Here is a 23,077-nt window from a genome sequence, read left to right as displayed (position 1 = left end):
CGTGACGCGGATTCCTTATTCTTGCACCCATCCGATTTCATCGCATGCAAACCCGCGTTCTCACAGGCATCACCACCACCGGCACCCCGCATCTGGGCAATTACGTCGGCGCGATTCGCCCGGCGATCGCCGCCAGCCGTCGCGCCGATGTGGATGCGTTTTTTTTCATGGCCGACTATCACGCGCTGATCAAGAGCGACGACGCGGCCCGCATCGAACGTTCGCGCCTGGAAATCGCCGCCACGTGGCTGGCGGCGGGGCTCGATCCGGAGAAGGTAACGTTCTACCGCCAGTCGGATATCCCGGAAATTCCGGAACTCACCTGGTTCCTCACCTGCGTCACCGCGAAAGGCTTGCTCAATCGCGCGCACGCGTACAAAGCCGCCGTGGATAAAAACACGGAATCCGGCGAAGACGCGGATGCAGGCGTCACCGCCGGCTTGTATATGTATCCGGTGCTGATGGCGGCCGACATTCTCGCGTTCAACGCGCAACAGGTGCCGGTGGGACGCGATCAGATTCAGCACATCGAAATGGCGCGCGATATCGCGCAGCGTTTCAATCACATCTATGGCCGCGAATTTTTCGTGTTGCCGGAAGTGGTGATCGAAGAACAAGTGGCGACGTTGCCGGGTTTGGACGGCCGTAAGATGTCCAAGAGCTACGACAACACCATTCCGTTGTTCGCCGGCGGCGCCAAGCAATTGCGCGAAACCATTCTTCGCATCGTTACCGACTCGCGTGCGCCGGGTGAATCGAAAGATGCGGAAGGCTCGGCGTTGTTTACGATTTTCCGCGCATTCGCCAGCGAAGCCGAAAGCGCAGCATTTCGTGTTGCGTTGGAAGAGGGCATCGGTTGGGGCGAAGCCAAGCAGATTTTGTTCGAGCGCGTCGAAACCGATATCGCGCCGATGCGCGAACGCTACGAGACGCTGATCGCCCGCCCTGCCGAGATCGAAGAGATTCTGCGAGAAGGCGCGCGCAAAGCGCGTGCGATCGCGTCGCCGAAAATTGCCGAGCTGCGCGATGCAATCGGCTTGCGCGGCATGACATCTGCACCCGTTGCGACGCGCAAATCCAAGCCGGCTTCCAAGGCGGTGAGGGCGCCGCGCTTTGCGAGTTTCCGCGACACCGACGGCAGCTTCCGCTTCCGCCTGTTCTCGGCGGAAGGCGAAGAATTGCTGCTGTCCAAGCCCTTCAAAAATCCCAAGGATGCCGGCGCCGTGCAGAAGCGTTTAAAAACGCTAGGCGGCGAAGCCGCGACGGTGCACACCTTGCCCAACTCCCTGGTGTTGGAACTCGACGGCGAACCTGTCGCCACGGCGCCGGATTATTCCGGCGATCTGGCGCGGGATGAAGCCATTACGTATCTGCGTGTGGCACTCGATATGCTCGCCGCACAAGAAAAAGCCGAGTAAACGCGTCGCGCGGCGAGTCACCCTCCGTCGAGCCGGATGCTGCAGAACGCCATCCGGCTCGGTCTAGCCGCCATTTCAAACCTTATTCGCGGCGATTACCCGCCAGATGGGTTAGGGCTGCCACCCGAAGGATTGGTACTACCGCCCGACGGATTGGTGGCGCCACTAGACGGGCTGCTGCTCTCGCTACCCGATGAGCTGCCGCCGGATGAGCTGCTCGACGAGCTGCCTACGGTCAGGCCCGACGCGTCCACGGTCTTCACACCTTTCACGCCTTTAGCGAGGCGAACCGCGTGGTTCTTCTCCGATTTCGAAGTGGCCGTGCCGGTCAACGTGACGGCGCCATCGGAGGTATTCACGGTGATATCGGACGCCTTGATGCCCTTGGCAGCGGCGAATTTGGACTTCACCTTGGTTGTAATCCAGGTGTCGTCGACTTTGCCCGGAACCGTTTCGTTGCTGGAACTGTTGCTGGAAGTCGATTGATCCGAGGTCGACGACGGCGTCATCGACGATGGTGCTTGTTGCTGCTGCATCGACGACGGCTGTTGTTGCTGCGGCATGGATGATGGCGATGATGCGCTCTGTGCCATCAGGCAGAACGGCGCCGCCGTAAAGGCCATCAAGATACCGGTGGCGAGGGATTTGCGCAGATAAGACAGGTTACGCATAGTGGCAGTCTCCTTGATCAGCTTCGGTCTGCCCGCCATCAACGCAGCTGCCAGCGGGCAGGCGCATCGCATTCGATCCGCAGCCGCATGGCATCAGATGCCGCGTGAAAAGCGCTGTTGCGAAACGTCAAGGAAGGTTGCGTCTGTTCAGCGATGTCGTGGTGTCGGCAATACAACGTTCGCCGTTTGTGCGAACGTTGCTCGCGCTGCACGATTCAAAGGCTCAAGCATTCAGAACAGATGCTTGAGCACTACGAACAGAATGCCTGCCAGCAGAATCGACGCTGGCAGCGTCAGCACCCACGCCATCAGCAGATTGCGCACGGTTGCCCACTGCAAGCCTGAACCGTTCGCCGCCATCGTGCCGGCGACGCCGGAGGTCAACACATGGGTGGTGCTGACGGGCAGGTGATACATGTCGGCGGCTTGAATCAGGCCCATGGCCACGAATTCGGCGGAGGCGCCTTGTGCGTACGTCAAATGCTCTTTGCCGATGCGTTCGCCCACCGTCACCACGATGCGCTTCCAGCCCACCATCGTGCCCAAGCCCAGCGCGAGCGCTACGGCCACCTTCACCCACGGCGGAATGAACTGCGTCGCTTTCTTGCCGATGTCTTGCCACGCCTTGAGCGTGCTGGCTTGATCTTGGGGTAATCCTGGTTGAGCTAGAACAAGCGGTATCGCTGAGTTGGCGAGGTAAATATCGTTGCGCACGTTGCTCATCTGATCCTGCGGCACGGCGCTGAGTGATGCGCGGTTCGCGACTTGATGATCGATATCGGCGATGAGCGCCGAAAGCGCAGGTACGGTGTCCGCCTGCAGTTTGCGCTGTTGCAGCGTCGCGGTGACGATGTCGCGCGGATTACCGTTCACCACGGCGCCATGGTCGATCACGCTCAGCGCTTGTTGAGCTTGCACCGACACTTGGTGGAAAGCGCTCACCTGATTGCCGGAGACGGCGCCATTTAACGCATACGCCGTAGGCACGGTGCCGATCAGAATCAGCATGATCAAGCCCATGCCTTTCTGGCCGTCGTTGGAGCCGTGACTGAAGCTGACGCCGGTGCAGGTCAAAATCAGCAACAGACGGATCGGCCACGGCGGCGGCTTGTTGCCTTCCGGCGCGCGATATAGCGCCGGAATTTTCACCAACGATTTCAGCAGCAGCATCAACAAGCCCGCGAGCAGAAAGCCGGCGATCGGCGAGAAGATCAAGCCGCGCAGCACGCCCATTGCTTGCGTCCAATCCACGCCGCTGGTGCCTGACTTCACGGCGGTGAGTTGGTTGGCCAGACCTACGCCGATGATCGATCCGATCAACGTATGCGACGACGAATTCGGCAAACCGAAATACCAGGTGCCGAGATTCCAGATGATGGCGGCGAGCAGCAACGCGAACACCATCGCGAAGCCCGCGTCGTTGCCTACTTGCAGAATCAATTCCACCGGAAGCAGCGACACGACGGTGAACGCCACTGCGCCGGATGAGTTCAGCACGCCGAGAAAGTTGAAGACGCCCGACCAAATCACTGCGAGATTCGCGGGCAGCGAATGCGTATAAATCACCGTCGCCACCGCATTGGCGGTGTCGTGAAAACCGTTGACGAATTCGAAGCCCAGCGCAATCAATAGCGCGATGCCAAGCAAGACGAAAGGCGCCGCAGAATGCGTACGCACGATGGAAAGATCGTTGATGAGATGCATGCCGGCGTAAACCGCGCCGATCATCAAGATGACGCAGAATAAAATGCCGAATACGCGTCCGGAACCCTGTGTGGATGTCGCGGTACTGGCAACAGTGGCTTCCGTCTGCATGAGCGTGCCCCTTTGTGATCAGCATCACGAAAGCTAAGCGTTGCGCAAGACAAACGCGTGACAGCGCCGGTCGTCATCGTGAAACGAAGCGGAAATTTCGCGTCCAGACAATAAAAAAGCGATCGCCGGTTGCAGCGGCGATCGCTTGAAAGTCCAGTTAGAACGTCCGCTAAGAATCGACTAACCGGTTTTCTTGCTTGTTGTGAGTTACTGCGCAGTGCTGGCCGAGCTCGGCACCGGATGCTGCGCCTTGAACTGCTGCCACTGTTCTTTGCGCGCTTCGAACGCAGCCTTGTTGCTGGTGTACTGCGTCTGCTGCGCGCTGGTCAGCACGGTGTTGTAGATCTGCGCGGTGGCGGCGGCGCGAGCCGTGATGCGAGCGCTGGTGAATGCGGCTTCAGCCTGGGCTAGGCTTGCGGCTGCGCTCTGATAGCCGGACGAGCTCGGCGACAACTGTTCGAACGCTTCGCGCTGCTGATGCACCGCTTCGCCCTGCGATTTCAGCGAGGTGCGGCTTTGCTGCACGATCTGCTTGATCTGAGCCTTCTGGGCATCCGTCAGGTTCATGCCGCGGAACGAAAGGCCGGCTTCCGCGCCGTGGTGGTGGCCGCCAAAGCCGCCTTCCTGTCCACCCGGGCCGGCGAGGGCCAGCGCGGAGCAGCCAAGGGCCGCGGCAAGGACGAGCGACAGGGTCATAGTCTTACGCATATCAAGCTCCTGCTTGGGTGAGGGGTGTTGGTGATTATTGGAATGCAGGAGCGCGTTTAAGATCTTTGCCAGTGTGTAAAGAAGGGTAAAGGGTGGCTGTCGTAAGCCATGCAAGGCGCGCGGCGGTTGTCATGCGATAGTAGTTACGTCCACGTTGAAGATACGCCTGCTGTATGTCTCGAATATTGATTGGTGACGACGACCGCGAACTGTGCGCGTTGCTTTCGGAGTATTTGCTCCGGGAAGGCTTGCACGTGGACGTCGTGCACGACGGCGAAGCCGTGCTGACGCGCTTGCGCGATCCGGCCTTGCGCCCTGATTTGCTGATACTCGATGTGATGATGCCCGGTCGCAGCGGCTTGGATACGTTGCGCGAATTGCGTGCGCAATATCGTTTGCCGGTAATCATGTTGTCCGGACGCGGCGAGCCGGTGGATCGCGTCGTGGGTCTGGAGTTGGGTGCGGACGACTATCTCTCCAAGCCGTGTTTGCCGCGCGAACTGCTTGCGCGCGTGCGTGCGCAATTGCGTCGGCACACGGTGGAAAGCGTTGGCGAACTGACAACGGGCGTTTTGCGTTTGTTGCCCGGCGAGCGTCGTGCGTTTGCCGGCGAGCAGGAACTCAATCTAACCGGCGCCGAATTCGCGTTGTTGCTGATGCTGGTGCAGCGCGCCGGGGAAGTAATCGACAAATCCTCGTTGACGCGCGTAGCGCTGGGTCGCGAGCTGGAGCGCTTCGATCGCAGCATCGACGTGCATGTCAGTCGTCTTCGTCACAAGCTGAGCGAGGCGTCGCCGCAATCGCCGCGCATCGACTCGGTTCGCGGTGCGGGTTACGTGCTTATTCCCCACAGCGGCGCGCAAGCATGACGACCTTCAAAAGCCCGTTTCGTAGTCCACTGTTCTGGCGTTTGCTGATTTCCGTGTGCATCGCCAACTTGCTGGTGCTGATGTTGGGGAGTTTGCTCACGCGCAGTTTCCTTGATTTCTCCATGCAACAGGATTTCGATTGGCCTGCCATGGCGCAATCAGCAAACGATGCGTTCGAAAAAAGCGGCAACAACGGTCTGGATGATTGGATAAGACAGAAGCGCGAGGAAGGCGTGGACGCCACGCTGTACCAAGGTGGCGAGCCGTTGCGTGAGGTGCGCTTTCCATCGCCCGTTCGTCACATGATTCCCGACTGGCTCTCGTCCGGTCACGATGTGGCGTTGCGTCCTTGGCCCGGCTTCTACATCGCCGTGCAGAACGTTACCGGTCCAGATGGTCAAGCGCGTCAACTTGTTGCGGTAAGCAGTTCGCGTACGCGCATTCCGCCGCGCACGCGCGAAAAGATTCTGCTCGCCGTGCAGCTTGCACTTTCGTTGTTGACTATCGGCATCATCGGTTGGTGGGTGGCGCGCAGCGTGTCGCGGCCCGTGGAAGCCATGCGCGCCGCAACGCGGAAAATGGCGACGGGCGAGTTCGCCACGCGTGTCGATCGGCGCTGGAGTAATGCGCAGGATGATCTCGGACAGCTTGCACGCGATTTCAATAGCATGGCGGAACGTATCGATACGCTAGTAACGCATGAGCGCAGCGTATTGCAGGATCTCTCGCACGAACTACGCTCGCCTTTGGCGCGTCTTCATCTAATACTCGACTTGACACAGCACAGCGCGAATTCGCGTGATGCGGCCGAGCATTTCGCGCGCGCCGAACGAGAAATCGTGCGTATGGATCGCATCACGTCGGAAATGCTGGCGTTATCCAGATTGGAAAGCGGTTTGCCAGGAATGATGCGTGAACCCGTCGATATCTCGGAAGTTGTCAACGATCGCGCGGAAGCGGCACGAATCGATGCTCAGGCGCGCAAGATCACGTTGCAGGTAATTGGCGATGAATCTGCCGTGGTGCAAGGAAGCGGCATTTTGCTGGAACGAGCTTTGGACAACGTGTTAGCGAACGCCATTAAGTTCAGTCCGCAAGGCAGCATTGTAAAGATGACCATTGCGCACGACGATCAGCACATCGTGGTGGGCATTCGCGATCAGGGTCCTGGCGTTCCTTTAGAAGAACTTGAGTTGTTATTTCGACCATTTTTTCGCGGTAGCAATGCAGCGCAGGCTGACGGTCATGGCCTTGGCTTGGCTATCGTTCAGCGTGTGATACAAGCGCACGACGGTCAGGTGGTCGCGAAAAACGCGGACGGCGGCGGCCTTGAAGTGTCTATTCGTTTGCCGATGGCTGCAGTCACGAAAAACGCGTGATCGCAGCATGCAATATGCGACGTTCGCGAATATTGCGTGCCGCGGTCACGCATCTGAATCGCTATGTCACCGTCGGCACCTTCTCGCGCGCCAGCACCTCCCGCACATGTACCAGTGAAGGACAGATATGTGCTGCCATGGCCGCCACATCTGGTGACGGATGTTTGATGTCCGGTACTAAAATGGCGCGCATTCCGGCAGCAGCAGCGGCCTTAATGCCAGCCTCCGAATCCTCCAGGACAGTGCAGCGCACGGGCGACACACCCAAACGTTCGGCGGCAAGCAGGAATAGATCGGGCGCGGGTTTGCCGCGATGCACTTGATCCGACGTGGCGAGTACCGGAAATCGATGTAATACGTGCACCGCTTCAAGTTTCTTGCGTGCCTCGCCACGTTCCGCGGAGGTAGCTACGGCTTTGGGAATGGCATGTTCTTCGAGGAAATCCAGCAGTTCGTGCAGGCCCGGCTTGGCGAGCACGTCGCCGGAATCCACGCGTTGTTGGAGGCGATGAAGAAAGTCGTCGCGAACGGCCTCAAGCGGAAATGCCGGGCCAAGTGCGTTGGCAATGAACCGTTCCGAATCGCGTTGATTTAACCCGATCAAGGCGGTACAGACCGCGCGAGGCATCTCGACTCCGTGAGCTTGTGCAGCGGCTTGCCATGCCTCGATCGCCAAGTTTTCGGTATCGACCATCAGGCCGTCCATGTCGAAAATAACAGCGTCTATGTGCATCCGTCGGTTCCTTTTCTCCTGACTCATGTCTCGGATAGCTGCGCTAACGGCAATCGTCCCTTACGAAAGCATCGGTCGGCCCAGAGCGAAGAACCCAAGTACCACAGTGGGTATGCCAACGCCACTATCGACCATGTTCGTACGTCGCTCACCATGCCCAGAGTTATTGGCAAAACAACCGCTATATAGGTGGCTGCGGCGAGCACGTTCAATCGTCGCAGAAACGGTAAACGCGACAAGCAGATGAAGTGCACCGGGGCGAACGTCAGCCCCGCCAATACAAGGATAACGACCATCTGTACGGTTTCCGGCGGATGGATATAAAACACGTGAAACGCGTAGACATTCCAAAGGGCGGGCAGCCCTGTATAAAGGCCTCGATCCTTGAGCGGATGGACGTTCGCAAAGTCGTACTGCGCCGCGAAGAGAATGATGCTAGCCCACAGAAGACCAGGGTGCGGAAGCAGGTGCGCTTGCCACAGTAAGAACACGGGCGCCACCGCAAAGGTGATGAAGTCGATGACCAGATCCAGTATGCCGCCGTCGATGGTAGGCAACACGCGGCGAACGTGCAGCCTGCGCGCAAAGTATCCGTCTGTCCCATCGACGGCAAATGCGATCGCCAATAACATTAGGCAGATTTCAAAACGCCGATTTGCCGCCGCGACCAACGCAAGGAATGCCAGCAAACCGCCTACGGCGGTATATGCGTGAACCATCATCGCGCAGATGCGTTGCCAATGCGTCACAACGGCAGCGCCGCTGCTGCTTGCTTGCGCTACGCTTCGCATGCTGCCCTCAGAGAGTAGCCAAGTACGTCGCACAATTCGTGCACTTCGTCTTCGCTGATAACGAGTGGCGGCCTCACCTTCACGAACGCGCCGCGGTCATACATGCTGATGCGCAGCAGAAGGCCGTTCTTCAAACATTCCTCGACGACGCGATGAGCCAGCGCGACATCAGGTTCTTTGCTCGTTCTGTCTTTGACCAACTCGATGCCGGTCATCAGTCCAAATCCGCGGACGACGCCGACGCAGGCGAAATCGCGCTGCAACGACTGCAGGCGATGAGCCAGAATCTCGCTGACATATCGCACGGACTCGAAGAAGCCTGGCGTGCGCATCACATCCACTGTCGCACGCACTGCCGCCATGGAGATCACGGAAGATGCCGACGTTAACGATCGCTCTCCCGCGTTCAATTGGCGCAAAGGCTCTTTCATCAGTACGCCGGCCGCGCCGGGAACGCCGATGCCGCTGATACCTTTGCTGACGACGATCATGTCGGGTTCGACGTCGTAATAGTCGGCCGCAAAGAACGAACCGGTTCGGCCAAAAGTCTGGATTTCATCCAGCACCAGCAACACGTTTCGTCGACGCAGGCGGCTATGCAGCGCCGCCCACCAATGTTTGGGCGGTGCGATCCCGCCGCCGGCACCCAAAATGGGTTCCCCGACGAACGCTGCCGTATCGTTCTCGCCCGTCGGCGCTGCGTCGACGGCATGCTCAATCGCATCGATGCATTCCAAATGACACGTATTGGGCTCGCGGTGCCAGCGGCAGCGATAGCAATCCGGCGGATCCACATGCACCGCCGGCAGGGGCGATATCGGCAGTCTGTTACATCTAAATGGCATGCCGGACACGCTGGTCGTCGCAATGGTCTGGCCATGGTGTCCTGCGCGAAACGTTATCAAGCTTCGCTTGCCAGTCGCGGCCCACGCGTGACGAATAGCTTGTTCTACCGCGGTGCTGCCACCTGTCGAACCTTTGAAGTGGCAATGCGTTAAGCCGCGAGGTGCGACATCTACCAATGCGCGTGCTGCGGCTTCTACTTCGGGGTGTTGAAACGAACTGGATAGATGTAACAGCCCTGTCGACAGGACGTCGCTCACTGCGCGTGTCACTGCGGGATGCCCGTATCCCAGATTGACGTTGAACGTGCCCGCACAGCCGTCCAAATAGCGCATGCCGTTCGCTTCGACGAGATAGCAACCTTCGGCCGAGACAAATTTGGGAAGCGCCGCGACTGGATAGGCCAGTGCAGAGTCTTCCGTGCTCGCGTCCCCCTTCGGCTGTGCAAGGATCTGCTCGTTCACCACAGTCAGGTTCATCGTGATCCCCCGTTGGTTGCTGTTATGGATGTTTCGAGGAATAGCCGTGCGCGAAATACCTTTTCTTGTCAGTTGACGCGTGACCGTGCAACGCGAGCCCACAGGCTCCAGCGACGATCAAAGACGAAACGTAGAATCAGTCCTGTCCAGGACTGATAGCTGTGCCGCCCCCGATAGAACTCGGGCGCCGCGCGTTTGAGCGCAGGCAGTCGAAACCACGGAATGAACGGCATGTCGTGGTGTTCGACGTGGTAGCCTGCATTGAACGTGATCCAATTGCCGATGCCGTAATAGCTGTAGCTCTCTTCGCCGTGCTGGACGAAAAAATGCTCTTGTAAGGCGATTGCATTGAGCGGATGCAAGCCAAAGTGGAAGTAGAACGACAACATCATGTAAGCGATGGCAGGCCAGCCGCCCAAATAAAAGAGCAGGCAGAGCCAGGTCAGTTGAATGCCAAAGTTCAATAGCAATCGATGACGAGCCGGTTTGCGTAAGTTCGACCGCGCCACACGAAACGGATAGATCATCGGAAAGAACAGAAACCAAAGCGCTTTGCGCAAGATGCTGCGGCCAACCCAGCGTGCCTCCCAGTCGCTTGCCATCGTCATGTCGCGGTCGTAGTTACCCAAGTAACGATGGTGCGGTAAGTGGTAGTGATAGAACGTCTCTACATAGGGCGAGAACGCGCCGAGGTTGGCGACATAGGCGGCGAAACGATTCCACTTCGTCGAGCGGAAGATGAGGTTGTGGCATGCCTCATGGATCATGTTCAGCACGGCACAGTTAATGACGGCGCCGATCGTGTAGGCAATCAGTGCCAGCAGCCACCATGGTGCCCGGTGAATCCAAAGTGCGATAGTTACTTGCGCTGCGACGAGCGTCACGGTGAGCAGCATGGTCCACGCACTTGGACCTAGCAGGCGTTTCACTTCAGGGTGTTGCCGCAGAATGGCGCGGGCTCGCTTGGTATGCGGCTCGGCATCGACTGCAGCAAGAAACGCGTCGACCTCCGTGAGCGCGGAATACATCATGGCATCCTTTCTATGACTGCACAGTGCTAATGCGGGCGAAAGCGAGCAACACGCGATAGGTGCGCATCCCAGTACGACGCGTGTCTAACATCGCAACGATAGCGAGCGACGATACGCCTGGATCGCGAGAAGACAGCACAGCTCGACCCCTCCCCACGGGCTGAGGACTGCCTATCAGGCAACTGTGTGCCTCTTAGACAGCCAAGCTAATGCAACCGTAAATCCCCAAGTTCTGCAGAAAAACCACAAGCTTTCCTCACCCACGTATGCATGGACGAGCGTGCTTGGCGAGCAGACAACTTTTTAGACCTGGACCCTGTAATTTCTACTCTGCCGTCGGATAGATGAAGGTTTTGTGATGGTGTGACATCGAAAGAAAGCTGCCGCGTCACCTTTGAGTCACGCTCCGCATTGCACTGCCGATGTTTGTTTCCCTGCGACGTGGTTCAGATTTTTTGCGTTGGTTTGCCCTCGAGCCGTTACACCCTGTCGAGGACTTCATCGCTAGGTTGCGCACATAAAAAAAGCGCCCAGTCAGGGCGCTTTTTTATTTCAGGCAAGCCGGTGATCAGTTCGGCGCCGACAAATCGTCCAGTAACGCCTTCAGGAAGCGCGCCGCTTCGCCGCCGGTTGCTGCGCGATGGTCGAAGGTGAGGCTGATCGGCATGCGGCGATGCACTTCGATGCCGCCCATCACCGCCACCACATCGTGGCTCAGCTTGCCGGCGCCGATGATGGCGACGCACGGCGGCACCACGACAGGCGTTGCATAACGACCGGCGAACATGCCGAAGTTCGACAGGCTGATGGTGTAGCCGCTCAGCTCCGTGGACGGAATGGTGCGGTCTTCCACCTGCGCACGCAGGCGTTGGATGCCGGCGCGAACGCCGGCGCCGTCGAGCATGTCGGCGTTACGCAATGCAGGTACGAACAAACCGTCTTCCGTATCGACTGCGATACCGATATCGACATGCGGATGCAGCGTGCGGGTGAGGTTCTTGCCGTCGAACCAGGCATTGAGCGCGGGCACGGTTTTGCATGCGGTCACGATGGCGCGGATCAGGCGTGCGGTGATGTCCTGCTTGCCGATCCAGGCGTGCAGGTCGGCATCGTCCACCAGTGTGGTGGGCACCACGTTGGCGTGCGCGTCGGCCATCACGCGCGCCATGTTGCGACGAACGCCCTTGAGTTGTTCCGGCTGACCGCTCGCTTTCACGCTCGGCGGAGCCGTGCGCACGGGCTTGCCGGCCAGCGACACGGCGGTGCGCGCCGCTTCCGGTTGCGGCAGTTCCGGTGCGAGGTGACGACCAGCCGAAGCAGGCACAGCGCGTGCCGGCGCGGAGCCGAGCGCAGCGCTACCGTTAGCGGCAGCGTTCTTCACGTCTTGCATGGTGATGACGCCATCGGCACCCGTGCCGCGCACGCGCGTGATGTCGACCTTCATTTTCTTCGCCAGCGCGCGCACAGCCGGCACGGCTTTCACGCCACCGGCGCTGGACGTCTGTTCGACGTGCACGTGACTGCCGCTGACCATGGCGCCGACGACGGTGCCTTCGTCTTCGCGATCGGTTTCGATTTCGCCGCCTTCATCGGAGGCGACCACTTTCTTCGGTTCGGCGGCGGGAGCGGTTTTCTTCGGGCCGTGATGATGGCCGGTGGATTCCGCTTCCGCACGCTGCTTGGCGTTCGGGTCGGGTTCGAATTCGGCCAGCGCGGCGCCGGTTTCGATCACGTCGCCGGCAGCGCCGTGCAACTTGGTGACTTTGCCCGTGTAAGGCGAGGGCACGTCGACGACGGCCTTGGCGGTTTCCATCGACACGAGCGGCGCGTCGAGCTTGATGGTGTCGCCTACTTTTACGTGCCATTCGACGACGGTGGCGTCGGGCAAGCCTTCGCCGAGATCCGGCAGATAGAACGTTTTGATGTCGGCCATGTTCGGAGTTCCGAAAAGTGGATGATTCGTTTTTTGACCTCTCCCGCTGCAAGCAGGGGGAGAGGCTGAGAGCATCAGCTTGCTGCGAGCGTACGCTTGGCGGCTTCGACCACGCGTTCCGTGCTCGGCAGATATTTCATCTCCAAGCGGAACAGCGGAATGTGCGTGTCGTAACCGGTGACGCGTTCGACCGGCGCCAGCAATTCGTAAAGACATTCTTCGGCGACGCGCGCGGCGATTTCGGCGCCGAAACCGGCGGTCTTCGGCGCTTCGTGCACGATCACGCAACGACCGGTTTTCTGCACCGATTCGGCGATCGTGTCGAAATCCAGCGGCGTAAGCGTGGCGACGTCGATCACTTCGGCGCTGATGCCTTCTTCGGCCAGCGCGTCAGCAGCTTCCAGCGCTTCTTTCACCTGCGCGCCCCACGTCACGATGGTGACGTCGGTGCCATCGCGCAGTACGAAGCACACGTCGAGCGGCAAGGCTTCGCCGTCGTCCGGCACTTCTTCTTTGTACTGGCGGTAGATGCGCTTGGGCTCGAAGAACATCACCGGATCCGGATCGCGAATCGCGGCAAGCAGCAGACCGTAAGCGCGCGCGGGCGAGGAAGGCATCACTACGCGCAGGCCGGGAATGTTGGTGAACAGATGTTCGTTCGCTTCGGAGTGATGCTCCGGCGCGCGAATGCCGCCGCCCCACGGTGCGCGCCACACGGCCGGCACGGTGATGCGACCGCGCGTGCGGTTGCGCAGACGCGCGGCATGGCAGGCGATCTGTTCCATCATCGGATAGATGAAGCCTTCGAACTGCGCTTCAGCCACCGGCTTCATGCCTTGTGCGGCGAGACCGACGGTGACGCCGGCGATGGTGGTTTCGTCCAGCGGCGTGTCGAGCACGCGCAACTCGCCGAACTTTTCCTGCAGACCTTGTGTGGCGCGGAACACGCCGCCGTTCACGCCGACGTCTTCGCCCAACACGACGACGCTTTCGTCGTGCGCCATTTCATATGCAAGAGCCTGGGTGACGGCTTCGATAAGAGTGATTTGTGCCATGGCTTAGTGCGCCTTCTTGTCGAGCGAGAGCGCGAGGTCGCGCTGTTTGGCGAGATCTGCCGGAACTTCGGCGAAGGTGTAGTCGAACATCGCCGTGACCGGTTGGGTTTTGGTTTCGAGGTACGCATTCACCTCGTTATCCATCCAATCGTCGCACTCGGCTTTCCAGGCCTCTTCTTTCTTGTCGTCCCACACTTTCTTGGCGACCAGCCAGTTGCGCAGGCGCTTCATGGGTTCTTTCGCCCAGGCGTCTTTCACTTCCTGTTCGCCGCGATAACGGCGTGCGTCATCGGCGGTGGTGTGATCGCTCAAACGATACGTCACCAGCTCAAGCACGCTGCCGCCCTGGCCGGAACGCGCGCGTTCGAGCGCATCTTCCATCGCCTTGCGCACGGCGATGATGTCGTTGCCGTCGACCTGGATGGAGTAGAGGCCTGCGGCGATACCTTTCTGCGCCAGTGTCGGCGCACCGGACTGGATCTTGCGCGGCACCGAAATCGCCCACTGGTTGTTGACGATCACCGCGACCATCGGCAGGTTTTGCGCACCGGCGATATTGATGGCGCCGTAGAAGTCGCCCTTTGACGAACCACCGTCGCCGATCGTGCACACGGCAACGCGCTTTTCGTTGCGAATCTTGAAGGCGAGCGCGGAGCCGGCGGCGTGCAGGCACTGCGTGGCAATCGGCACCGACCATGCGAAATCGTGGCGCGCCGGTTCTTTCTGATAATCGTTGCCGCGTTCGTCGCCGCCCCAATACATGTACACCTCGCGCGGCTGCACGCCGCGATAGAGCTGTGCGCCGTATTCGCGATAGCTCGGGGCGAGCACGTCTTCAGGCTTCATGGAACTGCCGATGCCGACGTGTGCGGCTTCGTGACCCAGGCAACTTGCATAAGTGCCCAGCTTGCCGGTACGTTGCAGTGCCACCGATTTCGCGTCGAACACGCGGGTGGACATCATCAATTTGTACAGCTCGACCATATGGTCGAGGTCTTTGGCGAATGCAGGCAGATCGTCACGGACCTGCTTGCCTTCGGCATCGAGATATTGCAGATATTCGATTTCAAACTTGGCGGCGATGGACACGACTCGCTCCCGTATTAGGGTAAGGGGAAACACTGCGGGGGAGGCGCGGCCCATCCAGTGGGGCCGAACGCGCTAGGATGCTTTGACTTATTTTACGTGGGCGTCACCACGTAATGTGTGTAGTCCAAAGCGCACCTTTTGACCCAGACAAACGCCATTTTTTAGCAGGCCGGCATGTTGCGTCGCAAGGTACACTGCAGCATGAGCGCCCGCGCACGGGTCAGTACCGTGGCGGGTAAGTTGAGTCTTTTTGCGGGTTTGCGGGCCACATGACCGACAATAAGCGTGACCTCGAGGCGGGCATCGAGCTCGACCTGAACGGCCGGATGACCTACAGCGGCTACCTGCGCCTGGACCAGCTGCTGAGCGCCCAGCAACCCTTGAGCCAGCCTCCGCTTCACAACGAAACGCTGTTCATCCTGATGCACCAGGTAGCCGAGCTGTGGATGAAGCTGATGATCCACGAGCTGAAGTCCGCGGTCGCAAACTTGCGCACCGATGACTTGAACAGCAGCCTCAAAGATCTTGCGCGGGTGAAGCACATTCAACGGCAACTGTTCGAGCAATGGGCCGTGCTGGAAACGCTTACGCCGTCGGAATATCTGGAATTTCGCGACGTGCTGGGTTCTTCGTCGGGTTTTCAGTCGCTGCAATACCGCGTAATCGAATTCATGCTGGGCAACAAGAACGCGCAGATGCTGCAGGTGTTCGATTACGACCCCGCTGCGCAGGCGACGTTGCGCGAAACGCTGGAAACCCCAGGGCTGTACGACGAATTTCTGCGTTATCTCGCGCGTCGCGGCCATGCGGTGCCGGCGGAGCGGGTGGAGCGCGATTGGAGCGAGCCTTATCAACGTCATGAAGGTTTGTTGCCGGTGTTGAAGCGCATCTACGAAGCGCCGACCGAGTTTTGGCCGGAGTACCACATGTGCGAGCAGCTGGTGGATATCGAAGAGAGTTTCCAGCTTTGGCGTTTCCGCCATATGAAAGTGGTCGAGCGCATCATCGGACACCGTCGTGGCACCGGTGGTTCCTCGGGCGTGGCGTTCTTGAAAAAAGCGCTGGATCTGGAGTTCTTTCCGGAGCTGCTGGACGTTCGCACGGTGCTGGGAAGCTAAATTCACACTGGATCGTCATTCCGGCGAAGGCCGGAATCCAGTTGAATTACGTAGTGCGCAGCACGCGAAACGTCTTTTTGTTGAGTGCTTCGCACACCATGTTCGAACTGGATTCCGGCCTTCGCCGGAATGACGATCGGCCGACCTTGCTGCAATGCATTTGACGGAAGTGTGCTCAGCTCGTTACATCTCTTGCCTTTGAAGCCCTAGGGGAAATCCGTGAGCCAGAGTTCCGAAGCCGGCGTGGGCAACGCGCCCGACTTTCCGCAGACGCTTGGCCATCCGCGTCCGTTGTGGATGTTGTTTATGACCGAGTTCTGGGAGCGGTTCGCGTTCTACAGCGTGAGCTGGTCGTTGGCGTTCTATATCGTGGCGCAGTTCTATCACGGCAACGCGTCCGGCCAAGCCTGGGCCAGCACGATTTACGGCGCCTACACCGCGCTGGTTTACGGCAGCGCGATTTTCGGCGGTTATGTCGCGGACAAAGTGATCGGCTACCAGCGCTCGATCCTCGTCGGTGCGGCGGTGATGGGCCTCGGCCTGTTCGTGATGATGCTGCCGGACAAAGATCTGCTTTTGGTCGGGTTGGCTTTGGTGATTGTCGGCAACGGCTTGTTCAAGCCGAATATTTCCTCGATGGTCGGGCAGTTGTACGGCGTCGGCGACGAGCGCCGCGACCGTGGTTTTACGCTGTTCTACATGGGCATCAATTTCGGTGCGTTGATCGCGCCGCTGTTGACCGGATGGATGGCTGCGTATTTCACCGGCACGCCGTTGCAGCAGAACTACAGGGTGGTGTTCGCGGCCGCAGGTATCGGCATGGCCTTGAGCCTGCTCTGGTTCTGGTTCGGTCGGCGCGGCCTTCGCGGCGTGGGGCGTCCGGCGCCGGGTGCGGAAAGTTTGATGCGTGTGGTGTGGGTGCTGGTAGGCATCGCGATTGCCGTGCCGCTGGTGTACCTGCTGTTGAAGTTCGCGGCGGAACGTCTTTCGCTGGTATTGGCGCCGTTGTTCGTGATCGTGGCAGCATCGCTGATCGTCGAAGCGAAACGTCACGACAAAGCGCAGCTCGATCGCGTTATCGCGATGTTGATTATTTTCGCGTTCAACGTGCTGTTCTGGACGTTCTATTACCAGCTCGGCACCTCGTTCAATTTCCTTGCGGAAAATCTTGTCGACCGCCGGATGCCGGGCGGCTGGGTTTTCCCGACGGCGTGGTTCCAGTCGGTCAGCCCGCTCGCGATCATTGTGTTGGCGCCGGTGGTGTCGCTGACCTGGGGCCTGCTCAGCAAGCGGCATAGGGAGCCTTCGATTCCGCGCAAGTTCGGCCTGGGCCTGATCTTCAATGGGCTTGGATTCGCGGGCCTGATGTTTGCGTTGTCGCGGTTGATCGGCGAAGGCGGAAACTTGATTCCGTTCTGGCCGCTGGCGCTGTGTTACGTGCTGCAGACCGTCGGCGAGTTGTGCTTGTCGCCAATCGGTTTGTCGATGGTCACCAAGCTGGCGCCGCCGCGACTGGTCGGCGTGGCGATGGGCGGATGGTTTTTGTCGTTGGCCGTGGGCGGCAATTTGTCCGGCATGGTGGCCAGCTATATCAGCGGCGCCAACGGCATGACGGCTGCTTCTGCCCTGGGCGGGTTCACCTTCGGCTTCTGGCTGTTAGTGGGCGCCGGCGTGTTGTTGTTGCTGGTCTCGCCGTTGATCAACCGGCTGATGCACGGCGTGAAATAACGTCGCACAAATCTCGCAACTAAAGAACAACGGCGAGCGATTTTTATCGCTCGCCGTTTTCGTTTTTGGGTGCTCCAAGCAATTTGTCGAGAATTCGCGTCAGCCATTGCTGCTCGTCGGTATCCAGCTTCGCCAGCACATCCCGCTCGCGTGCCCGCGCCATGGGCGCGATGTCGTCGTGGATCAGCCATCCGGCCTCAGTGAGATTCAGCACGGAACGGCGTTTGTCGCCGCCGTGCGTTTCGCGGTGCACGCGACCGGCCTCCACCAGACGGGCCAGGGCACGGCTGACGGCGACCTTGTCCATCGCGGTGCGTTCGGCTACTTCGCGAGCGGAGAGGCCGTGGAAGCGCGCCAGCACGGCCATCACACGCCATTCCGTCATGCTGAGGTCGTAACGTCGCTGGTAGTCGTTCGCGATCGCCTGGCTCACCGTGTTCGACAGAATCGACAGCCGGTAGGGCAGGAAGTGCTCCAGCTCCAAGGGAGCGTGCTCGGCTCCGGCGGGGGCGGGCTTACGCGAATGCGACATGCGGCAGTGTTCCTTGCAATTAGTTTCAATTGTAACTATAACGGTGGCCTGATCCCGATGGTGGCACGCTGTCGCAGTCGCCGTCGCGCATCGACTTACTTCAGGAGAGCGCTATGAACGCCCAGCCCAACCTCGGCATGCACGTGACCACTTTCGAGAACCCCATGGGCATCAACGGATTCGAATTCGTTGAATTCGCCGCACCGGCGGGCCGAGGCGGCGAGTTGCATAGGTTATTCCAGAACATGGGCTTTTCGGCGGTGCTCAAGCACAAAAGCCGACCCATCACGGTGTATCGCCAGGGCGGCGTGAACTTCCTGATCAACGAAGATCCCGACTCCTTCGCCGCCGACTTCGCTGCGCAGCACGGGCCTTGCGCGTGCGGCTTTGCGATCCGCTTCCAGAAGCCCGCGGCCGACGTGCTGAAGGTTGTTCTGGGCAACGGTGGCGAGGCGTTGACGCACAAGGCCGAAAGCAAAGCCGTACAGGCGCCGGTGGTGAAGGGTATCGGCGATTGCATGCTTTATCTGATCGATCGTTACGGCGACGCCGGGTCGATTTACGACGGCAATTACGAGCCGATTCCGGGCGCCGAACAACATCCCGCCGGTTTCGGGCTGACCTTTATCGATCACCTCACGCACAACCTCTACTTCGGCAACATGCAGAAGTGGTCCGATTACTACGAGCGCCTGTTCAACTTCCGCGAGATTCGCTACTTCGACATCAAGGGTGCGAAGACCGGCCTCGTCTCCAAGGCGATGACGGCGCCGGATGGCATCGTGCGCATTCCGCTTAACGAGTCGAGCGATCCGAAGAGCCAGATCAACGAATACCTCGACGCGTATCACGGTGAAGGCATTCAGCACATCGCGTGTTTCACCGACAACATCTACGACACCGTGGAAGCGATGCGCGCCAAGGGCGTGGCGTTTCTGGATACGCCCGATACGTATTTCGACGTGATCGATATGCGCATTCCCAACCATGGCGAAGACGTGCCGCGTCTGGCGAAGAACAAGATCCTGATCGATGCCGATCCGGAAACCAAGCAGCGCAAACTGCTGCAAATCTTTACGCAGAACAATATCGGCCCGATCTTCTTCGAAATTATTCAGCGCAAAGGCAACGAAGGTTTCGGCGAAGGCAACTTCCAGGCGCTGTTCGAATCGATCGAACGCGACCAGATGAAGCGCGGCGTGTTGTAATGTTTTTCGTGCCCGTCTCCCTCATAGGAGACGGGTGAAGTGCAGGGGAAAACGGTTTCTCCGAACTTCAACAGAACCATCGCTCGTTATTTTCTTCCAAGCACGATTGGCCCCTCACTCCGCTGGAGCGCGAGGGAGTAACCGCTAGGCAAGAGCACTTCACATGCATTCGAACGGCTACCAATCCGGCTTCGGCAACGAATTTGCCAGCGAAGCGATTCCGGGCGTGCTTCCGGTCGGCCAGAATTCGCCGCAGCGCGTGGCGCACGGTTTGTATGCGGAGCAGCTTTCCGGCAGCGCATTCACCGCGCCGCGGCATAGCAATCGGCGCAGCTGGCTGTATCGCATTCGTCCGGCGGCCATGCACAAGCCGTTCGAGCCGCGTCCGCACACCACTTTTCACAATCGCTTCGACGAAGCGCCGCCGACACCCAATCAGTTGCGTTGGGACCCGTGGCCGATACCGGGCCCGCCGACGGATTTCGTCGATGGTCTGGTGACGGTCGCCGGCAACGGCGGTCCCGCGGAGCAGGCCGGTTGCGGCATTCATATCTACGCCGCGAATCGTTCCATGCAGGGACGCTTCTTCTACGACGCCGACGGCGAATTGCTGATCGTGCCGCAACTTGGGCGACTGCGCATCGCCACTGAGTTTGGCGTGCTCGACGTCAAGCCGCTCGAGATTGCCGTGATTCCGCGCGGCGTACGTTTTCGCGTGGAACTGATGGATGCCGAAGCGCGCGGTTATGTCGCGGAGAATTTCGGCAGCTTGCTGCGCCTGCCCGATAACGGTCCGATCGGCGCTAACTCCATGGCCTTGCCGCGCGACTTTCTCACGCCGCACGCGGCGTACGAAGACGTGGAAGGCAACTTCGAATTGATCGCGAAGTTTCAAGGTTCGTTGTGGAACGCGAGCATCGATCATTCGCCGTTGGACGTGGTCGCGTGGCACGGCAATTACGCGCCCTACAAATACGATCTCACGCACTTCAATACGGTCGGTTCGATCAGCGTGGATCATCCAGATCCGTCGATCTTCACCGTGCTTACCTCGCCCAGCGATACACCCGGCACCGCGAATGTGGATTTCGTAATCTTCCCGCCGCGCTGGCTGGTGGCCGAGCATACGTTCCGTCCGCCGTATTTCCATCGCAATATCGCCAGCGAATTTATGGGCTTGATCGAAGGCGTGTACGACGCAAAGGCCGGCGGTTTTGCGCCGGGCGGCGCGAGTCTGCATAACTGCATGAGCGGTCATGGACCGGATGCGGCGAGCTTCGAAAAAGCGACGGTCGCGGATATCAGTAAGCCCGATCATCTCACCGGCACCATGGCGTTTATGTTCGAAACGCGCAAAGTCATTCATCCGACGATGCAGGCGCTCGATACGCCGCTGCTGCAGCGCGATTACTACACGTGCTGGCAGGGCATCAAAAAGCATTTCAATCCGGAGCGTGCGTGACCTGCGCATCGCTGCACATCGACTACGTGAAAGGCCGCGCGGTTGCGCAGCCGGCGGAGCAATGACATGAAACTGGGCAGTCTCAAGGAAGGCGGTCGCGACGGTACGCTGGTCGTGGTGAGTCGCGATCTTACGCACGCGGTGAAAGCGACCGGCATCGCCGCGACGATGCAGGCGGCGCTCGACGATTGGTCGAACATCGCGCCGCGCTTGAATGCGTTGTCGGACGAGCTCAATGCAGGCAAGGCATCCGGCGCGTTTGCGCTCGACATGACCAAGCTTGCCGCGCCGTTGCCGCGCGCTTACGAATTTGTCGACGGCAGTGCGTATCTGCCGCATGTCGAACGTGTGCGTCGTGCGCGTGGCGCGGAAGTTCCTGAATCGTTCTACGTCGATCCGTTGATGTATCAAGCGACCAGTGCAGGTTTTCTGGGGCCACGCGATCCGGTGGTGGTGCCGAGCGAAGATTACGGCATCGATCTGGAAGCGGAAGTCGTCGTGATCACTGACGACGTGCCGATGGCGATGACCGTTGCGCAGGCCGCTGAACACATCCAATTGGTTGGCTTGGTCAACGACGTGAGTTTGCGCGGTCTTATTCCTGGCGAGCTTGCGAAGGGTTTCGGTTTTCTGCAATCGAAGCCACGTTCTGCGTTGTCGCCGGTGTTCGTTACGCCGGACGAACTCGATGGTGTGTGGCAAGACAATAAGCTGCATCTGCCGATGCGCACGTGGCTCAACGGCAAATGGTTCGGCGAGGCCGAATGCGGCGTGGATATGCAATTCAATTTTGCACAGCTGGTGGCGCACGCCGCCAAAACGCGGCCGCTTACCGCCGGCACCATCGTGGGCTCTGGGACGATCGCCAACGAAGACACCGGCAAAGGCGCTTCGTGCCTGGCCGAGCAGCGCACGGTGGAAACCTTGCGCGATGGCAAGCCGAGCACGCCCTTTATGAAATTTGGCGATACCTTGCGCATCGATGTCACCGACAAGAATGGTGTGTCGATCTTCGGCGCCATCGAACAAGTGATCGCGCCGTTGAAGTAAATCGTCATCCCGGGCTGGCGGGATGCCATGCTCAGCGATGAAACAGGTGACGCGCCGAAGCATCGGCGCTATCGTGACCTGATCGTTCTCTCACAGACGTCAGGAGTTCCCCATGTCGCAAGTCACTTTGAAGGGCAATCCGGTAAAGGTCGACGGTCACCTGCTTGCCGTGGGCGAGAAAGCGCCGGCTTTTAGCCTCGTCGCCAAAGATCTGTCCGATGTCGCGCTGTCCAGCTTCAGCGGCAAGCGCAAAGTGTTGAATATTTTTCCGAGCATCGACACGCCGACGTGCGCGACGTCGGTACGTCATTTCAACGAATCGGCCAGCAAGCTCGATAACGCGGTGGTCTTGTGCATTTCGGCCGATCTGCCGTTCGCGCAGGCGCGCTTCTGCGGCGCGGAAGGTCTGAGCAACGTAGTGATGCTGTCGACCATGCGCGGACACGACTTTCTCGAGCATTACGGTGTGGCGCTGGCGTCTGGCCCGTTGGCTGGTCTGGCTGCGCGCGCCGTGGTGGTGTTGGACGAACACGATAAAGTGCTGCATACGGAGCTGGTCGGCGAAATCGCCAACGAGCCGAATTACGATGCGGCGCTTGCTGCGTTGAAGTAATCGCTGGTTTCAGAAATTTCCAAGAAAAAAGCCGGGCATTCCCGGTTTTTTTTGCGTCGTCGTTCCAGCGATCACCGAATCAACTTTTGCTGACGATGGGAATGCCAAGCCCTCGCTTTTCCATCTGTTCCGGCAAACCAAGCCCCAGTCGCAGACTGCGTCCGATGCGTTCGGCGTATTCGATCATCTGGGCGGTGCCTGCTTCGTCCAGCACTTCGGGCGTGGTTTCGCGCCACAGCGCCAACCAGCGTGCGAAATGTTCGACACGGATCGGCTGCCCGCGATGCATCGCCATCGGATTGCCGCGATAACTCGCCGTGCGCAACGCCACCGACGACCAGAAAGACGTAAGCGTGCGCTTGTGCTCGTCCCAGTCGTGCACGGCGGCGTTGAATACCGGGCCGAGCAGCGGGTCGATACGAACTTTTTCGTAGAAGCAATCGACCAGTTGAGCGATCTGTGTTTCATTGAACGTAGGGTCTTGCATGACCACCATGATAATACCCGCGCGGTTGGCGAGTTCTGCGGCAAGTGGACGCTGGCACAAAAAAA

The 23,077-nt window shown here is 59.4% G+C and carries 21 protein-coding genes; 9 read left to right on the top strand and 12 right to left on the bottom strand.

Annotation, left to right across the window (positions count from 1 at the left end; translation table 11 throughout):
- Window positions 1-44: 44 nt before the first annotated feature.
- A complete protein-coding gene (locus L0U79_RS18150) occupies window positions 45-1,418 on the top strand; it encodes a tryptophan--tRNA ligase (protein WP_233843627.1) in 1,374 nt (457 codons plus the stop codon).
- A gap of 95 nt (window positions 1,419-1,513) precedes the next feature.
- Here L0U79_RS18150 and L0U79_RS18145 read toward each other — a convergent pair whose 3' ends face one another.
- From L0U79_RS18145 to L0U79_RS18135, 3 genes are all read right to left on the bottom strand, one after another.
- The gene (locus tag L0U79_RS18145; protein WP_233843626.1) at window positions 1,514-2,089 is read right to left on the bottom strand and encodes a BON domain-containing protein; all 576 of its coding nucleotides are present in this window, start codon (window positions 2,087-2,089) and stop codon (window positions 1,514-1,516) included.
- 231 nt (window positions 2,090-2,320) lie between these two features.
- Entirely contained in the window at window positions 2,321-3,904 is a 1,584-nt protein-coding gene (locus L0U79_RS18140; protein WP_233843625.1) for an inorganic phosphate transporter, read from the bottom strand.
- A gap of 207 nt (window positions 3,905-4,111) precedes the next feature.
- A complete protein-coding gene (locus tag L0U79_RS18135; protein ID WP_233843624.1) occupies window positions 4,112-4,612 on the bottom strand; it encodes a Spy/CpxP family protein refolding chaperone in 501 nt (166 codons plus the stop codon).
- A 173-nt stretch (window positions 4,613-4,785) separates the two neighbouring features.
- Between L0U79_RS18135 and L0U79_RS18130 the strand changes: the two genes are divergently transcribed.
- On the top strand, window positions 4,786-5,481 hold the full coding sequence (locus L0U79_RS18130; RefSeq protein WP_233843623.1) for a response regulator transcription factor: 696 nt from the start codon (window positions 4,786-4,788) through the stop codon (window positions 5,479-5,481).
- On the top strand, window positions 5,478-6,860 hold the full coding sequence (locus tag L0U79_RS18125) for a HAMP domain-containing sensor histidine kinase (protein ID WP_233843622.1): 1,383 nt from the start codon (window positions 5,478-5,480) through the stop codon (window positions 6,858-6,860). Before L0U79_RS18130 ends, L0U79_RS18125 begins: the two co-directional genes overlap by 4 nt.
- 61 nt (window positions 6,861-6,921) lie before the next feature.
- Here the strand turns inward: L0U79_RS18125 and L0U79_RS18120 are convergent, their stop codons facing one another.
- The 7 genes from L0U79_RS18120 to pdhA all read right to left on the bottom strand — a co-directional run bounded on the left by L0U79_RS18120 (window position 6,922) and on the right by pdhA (window position 14,814).
- Window positions 6,922-7,593: an HAD family phosphatase gene (locus L0U79_RS18120; RefSeq protein ID WP_233843621.1), complete on the bottom strand. Its 672-nt coding sequence runs from the start codon at window positions 7,591-7,593 to the stop codon at window positions 6,922-6,924.
- Between the two features lie 23 nt (window positions 7,594-7,616).
- Window positions 7,617-8,342 carry a CDP-alcohol phosphatidyltransferase family protein gene (locus L0U79_RS18115; protein ID WP_233843620.1) on the bottom strand — a complete coding sequence of 242 codons (726 nt, stop codon included), beginning with the start codon at window positions 8,340-8,342 and terminating at the stop codon, window positions 7,617-7,619.
- A 29-nt stretch (window positions 8,343-8,371) separates the two neighbouring features.
- Window positions 8,372-9,706, bottom strand: a complete 1,335-nt coding sequence (locus L0U79_RS18110; protein WP_233843619.1) for an aspartate aminotransferase family protein — start codon at window positions 9,704-9,706, stop codon at window positions 8,372-8,374.
- 68 nt (window positions 9,707-9,774) lie between these two features.
- Window positions 9,775-10,737: a fatty acid desaturase gene (locus tag L0U79_RS18105; RefSeq protein ID WP_233843618.1), complete on the bottom strand. Its 963-nt coding sequence runs from the start codon at window positions 10,735-10,737 to the stop codon at window positions 9,775-9,777.
- Window positions 10,738-11,305: 568 nt separating this feature from the next.
- Window positions 11,306-12,670, bottom strand: a complete 1,365-nt coding sequence (locus L0U79_RS18100; protein ID WP_233843617.1) for a dihydrolipoamide acetyltransferase family protein — start codon at window positions 12,668-12,670, stop codon at window positions 11,306-11,308.
- Window positions 12,671-12,744: 74 nt separating this feature from the next.
- Window positions 12,745-13,725, bottom strand: coding sequence for an alpha-ketoacid dehydrogenase subunit beta (locus tag L0U79_RS18095; protein ID WP_126673442.1), 981 nt, complete (start codon window positions 13,723-13,725; stop codon window positions 12,745-12,747).
- 3 nt (window positions 13,726-13,728) lie between these two features.
- The gene (pdhA, locus tag L0U79_RS18090) at window positions 13,729-14,814 is read right to left on the bottom strand and encodes a pyruvate dehydrogenase (acetyl-transferring) E1 component subunit alpha (protein WP_233843616.1); all 1,086 of its coding nucleotides are present in this window, start codon (window positions 14,812-14,814) and stop codon (window positions 13,729-13,731) included.
- Between the two features lie 269 nt (window positions 14,815-15,083).
- Here pdhA and L0U79_RS18085 point away from each other — a divergent pair, with 269 nt between their 5' ends.
- Both L0U79_RS18085 and L0U79_RS18080 read left to right on the top strand, forming a co-directional pair.
- The gene (locus tag L0U79_RS18085; RefSeq protein ID WP_233843615.1) at window positions 15,084-15,932 is read left to right on the top strand and encodes a tryptophan 2,3-dioxygenase family protein; all 849 of its coding nucleotides are present in this window, start codon (window positions 15,084-15,086) and stop codon (window positions 15,930-15,932) included.
- Between the two features lie 219 nt (window positions 15,933-16,151).
- Complete coding sequence (locus L0U79_RS18080) at window positions 16,152-17,660, top strand: oligopeptide:H+ symporter (RefSeq protein ID WP_233843614.1); 1,509 nt, start codon at window positions 16,152-16,154, stop codon at window positions 17,658-17,660.
- 43 nt (window positions 17,661-17,703) lie between these two features.
- On the opposite strand, the gene L0U79_RS18075 is transcribed toward L0U79_RS18080, so the two are convergent.
- On the bottom strand, window positions 17,704-18,192 hold the full coding sequence (locus tag L0U79_RS18075) for a MarR family transcriptional regulator (protein ID WP_233843613.1): 489 nt from the start codon (window positions 18,190-18,192) through the stop codon (window positions 17,704-17,706).
- A gap of 113 nt (window positions 18,193-18,305) precedes the next feature.
- Between L0U79_RS18075 and hppD the strand changes: the two genes are divergently transcribed.
- From hppD to tpx, 4 genes are all read left to right on the top strand, one after another.
- Entirely contained in the window at window positions 18,306-19,400 is a 1,095-nt protein-coding gene (gene hppD, locus L0U79_RS18070) for a 4-hydroxyphenylpyruvate dioxygenase (protein ID WP_233843612.1), read from the top strand.
- A 163-nt stretch (window positions 19,401-19,563) separates the two neighbouring features.
- A complete protein-coding gene (hmgA, locus tag L0U79_RS18065) occupies window positions 19,564-20,862 on the top strand; it encodes a homogentisate 1,2-dioxygenase (RefSeq protein ID WP_233843611.1) in 1,299 nt (432 codons plus the stop codon).
- A 66-nt stretch (window positions 20,863-20,928) separates the two neighbouring features.
- Window positions 20,929-21,912 (top strand): fumarylacetoacetate hydrolase family protein, encoded by a 984-nt coding sequence (locus L0U79_RS18060; RefSeq protein WP_233843610.1) that lies wholly within the window; start codon window positions 20,929-20,931, stop codon window positions 21,910-21,912.
- Between the two features lie 112 nt (window positions 21,913-22,024).
- A complete protein-coding gene (tpx, locus tag L0U79_RS18055; protein ID WP_233843609.1) occupies window positions 22,025-22,525 on the top strand; it encodes a thiol peroxidase in 501 nt (166 codons plus the stop codon).
- A 79-nt stretch (window positions 22,526-22,604) separates the two neighbouring features.
- Here tpx and L0U79_RS18050 read toward each other — a convergent pair whose 3' ends face one another.
- Window positions 22,605-23,021, bottom strand: a complete 417-nt coding sequence (locus L0U79_RS18050) for a group III truncated hemoglobin (RefSeq protein ID WP_233843608.1) — start codon at window positions 23,019-23,021, stop codon at window positions 22,605-22,607.
- Between the last annotated feature and the right edge of the window lie 56 nt (window positions 23,022-23,077).

It is taken from the genome of Dyella sp. 2HG41-7 (genome assembly GCF_021390675.1).
Lineage (GTDB): Bacteria > Pseudomonadota > Gammaproteobacteria > Xanthomonadales > Rhodanobacteraceae > Dyella_B.
This window is presented reverse-complemented; position numbering and strand designations above follow the sequence as displayed.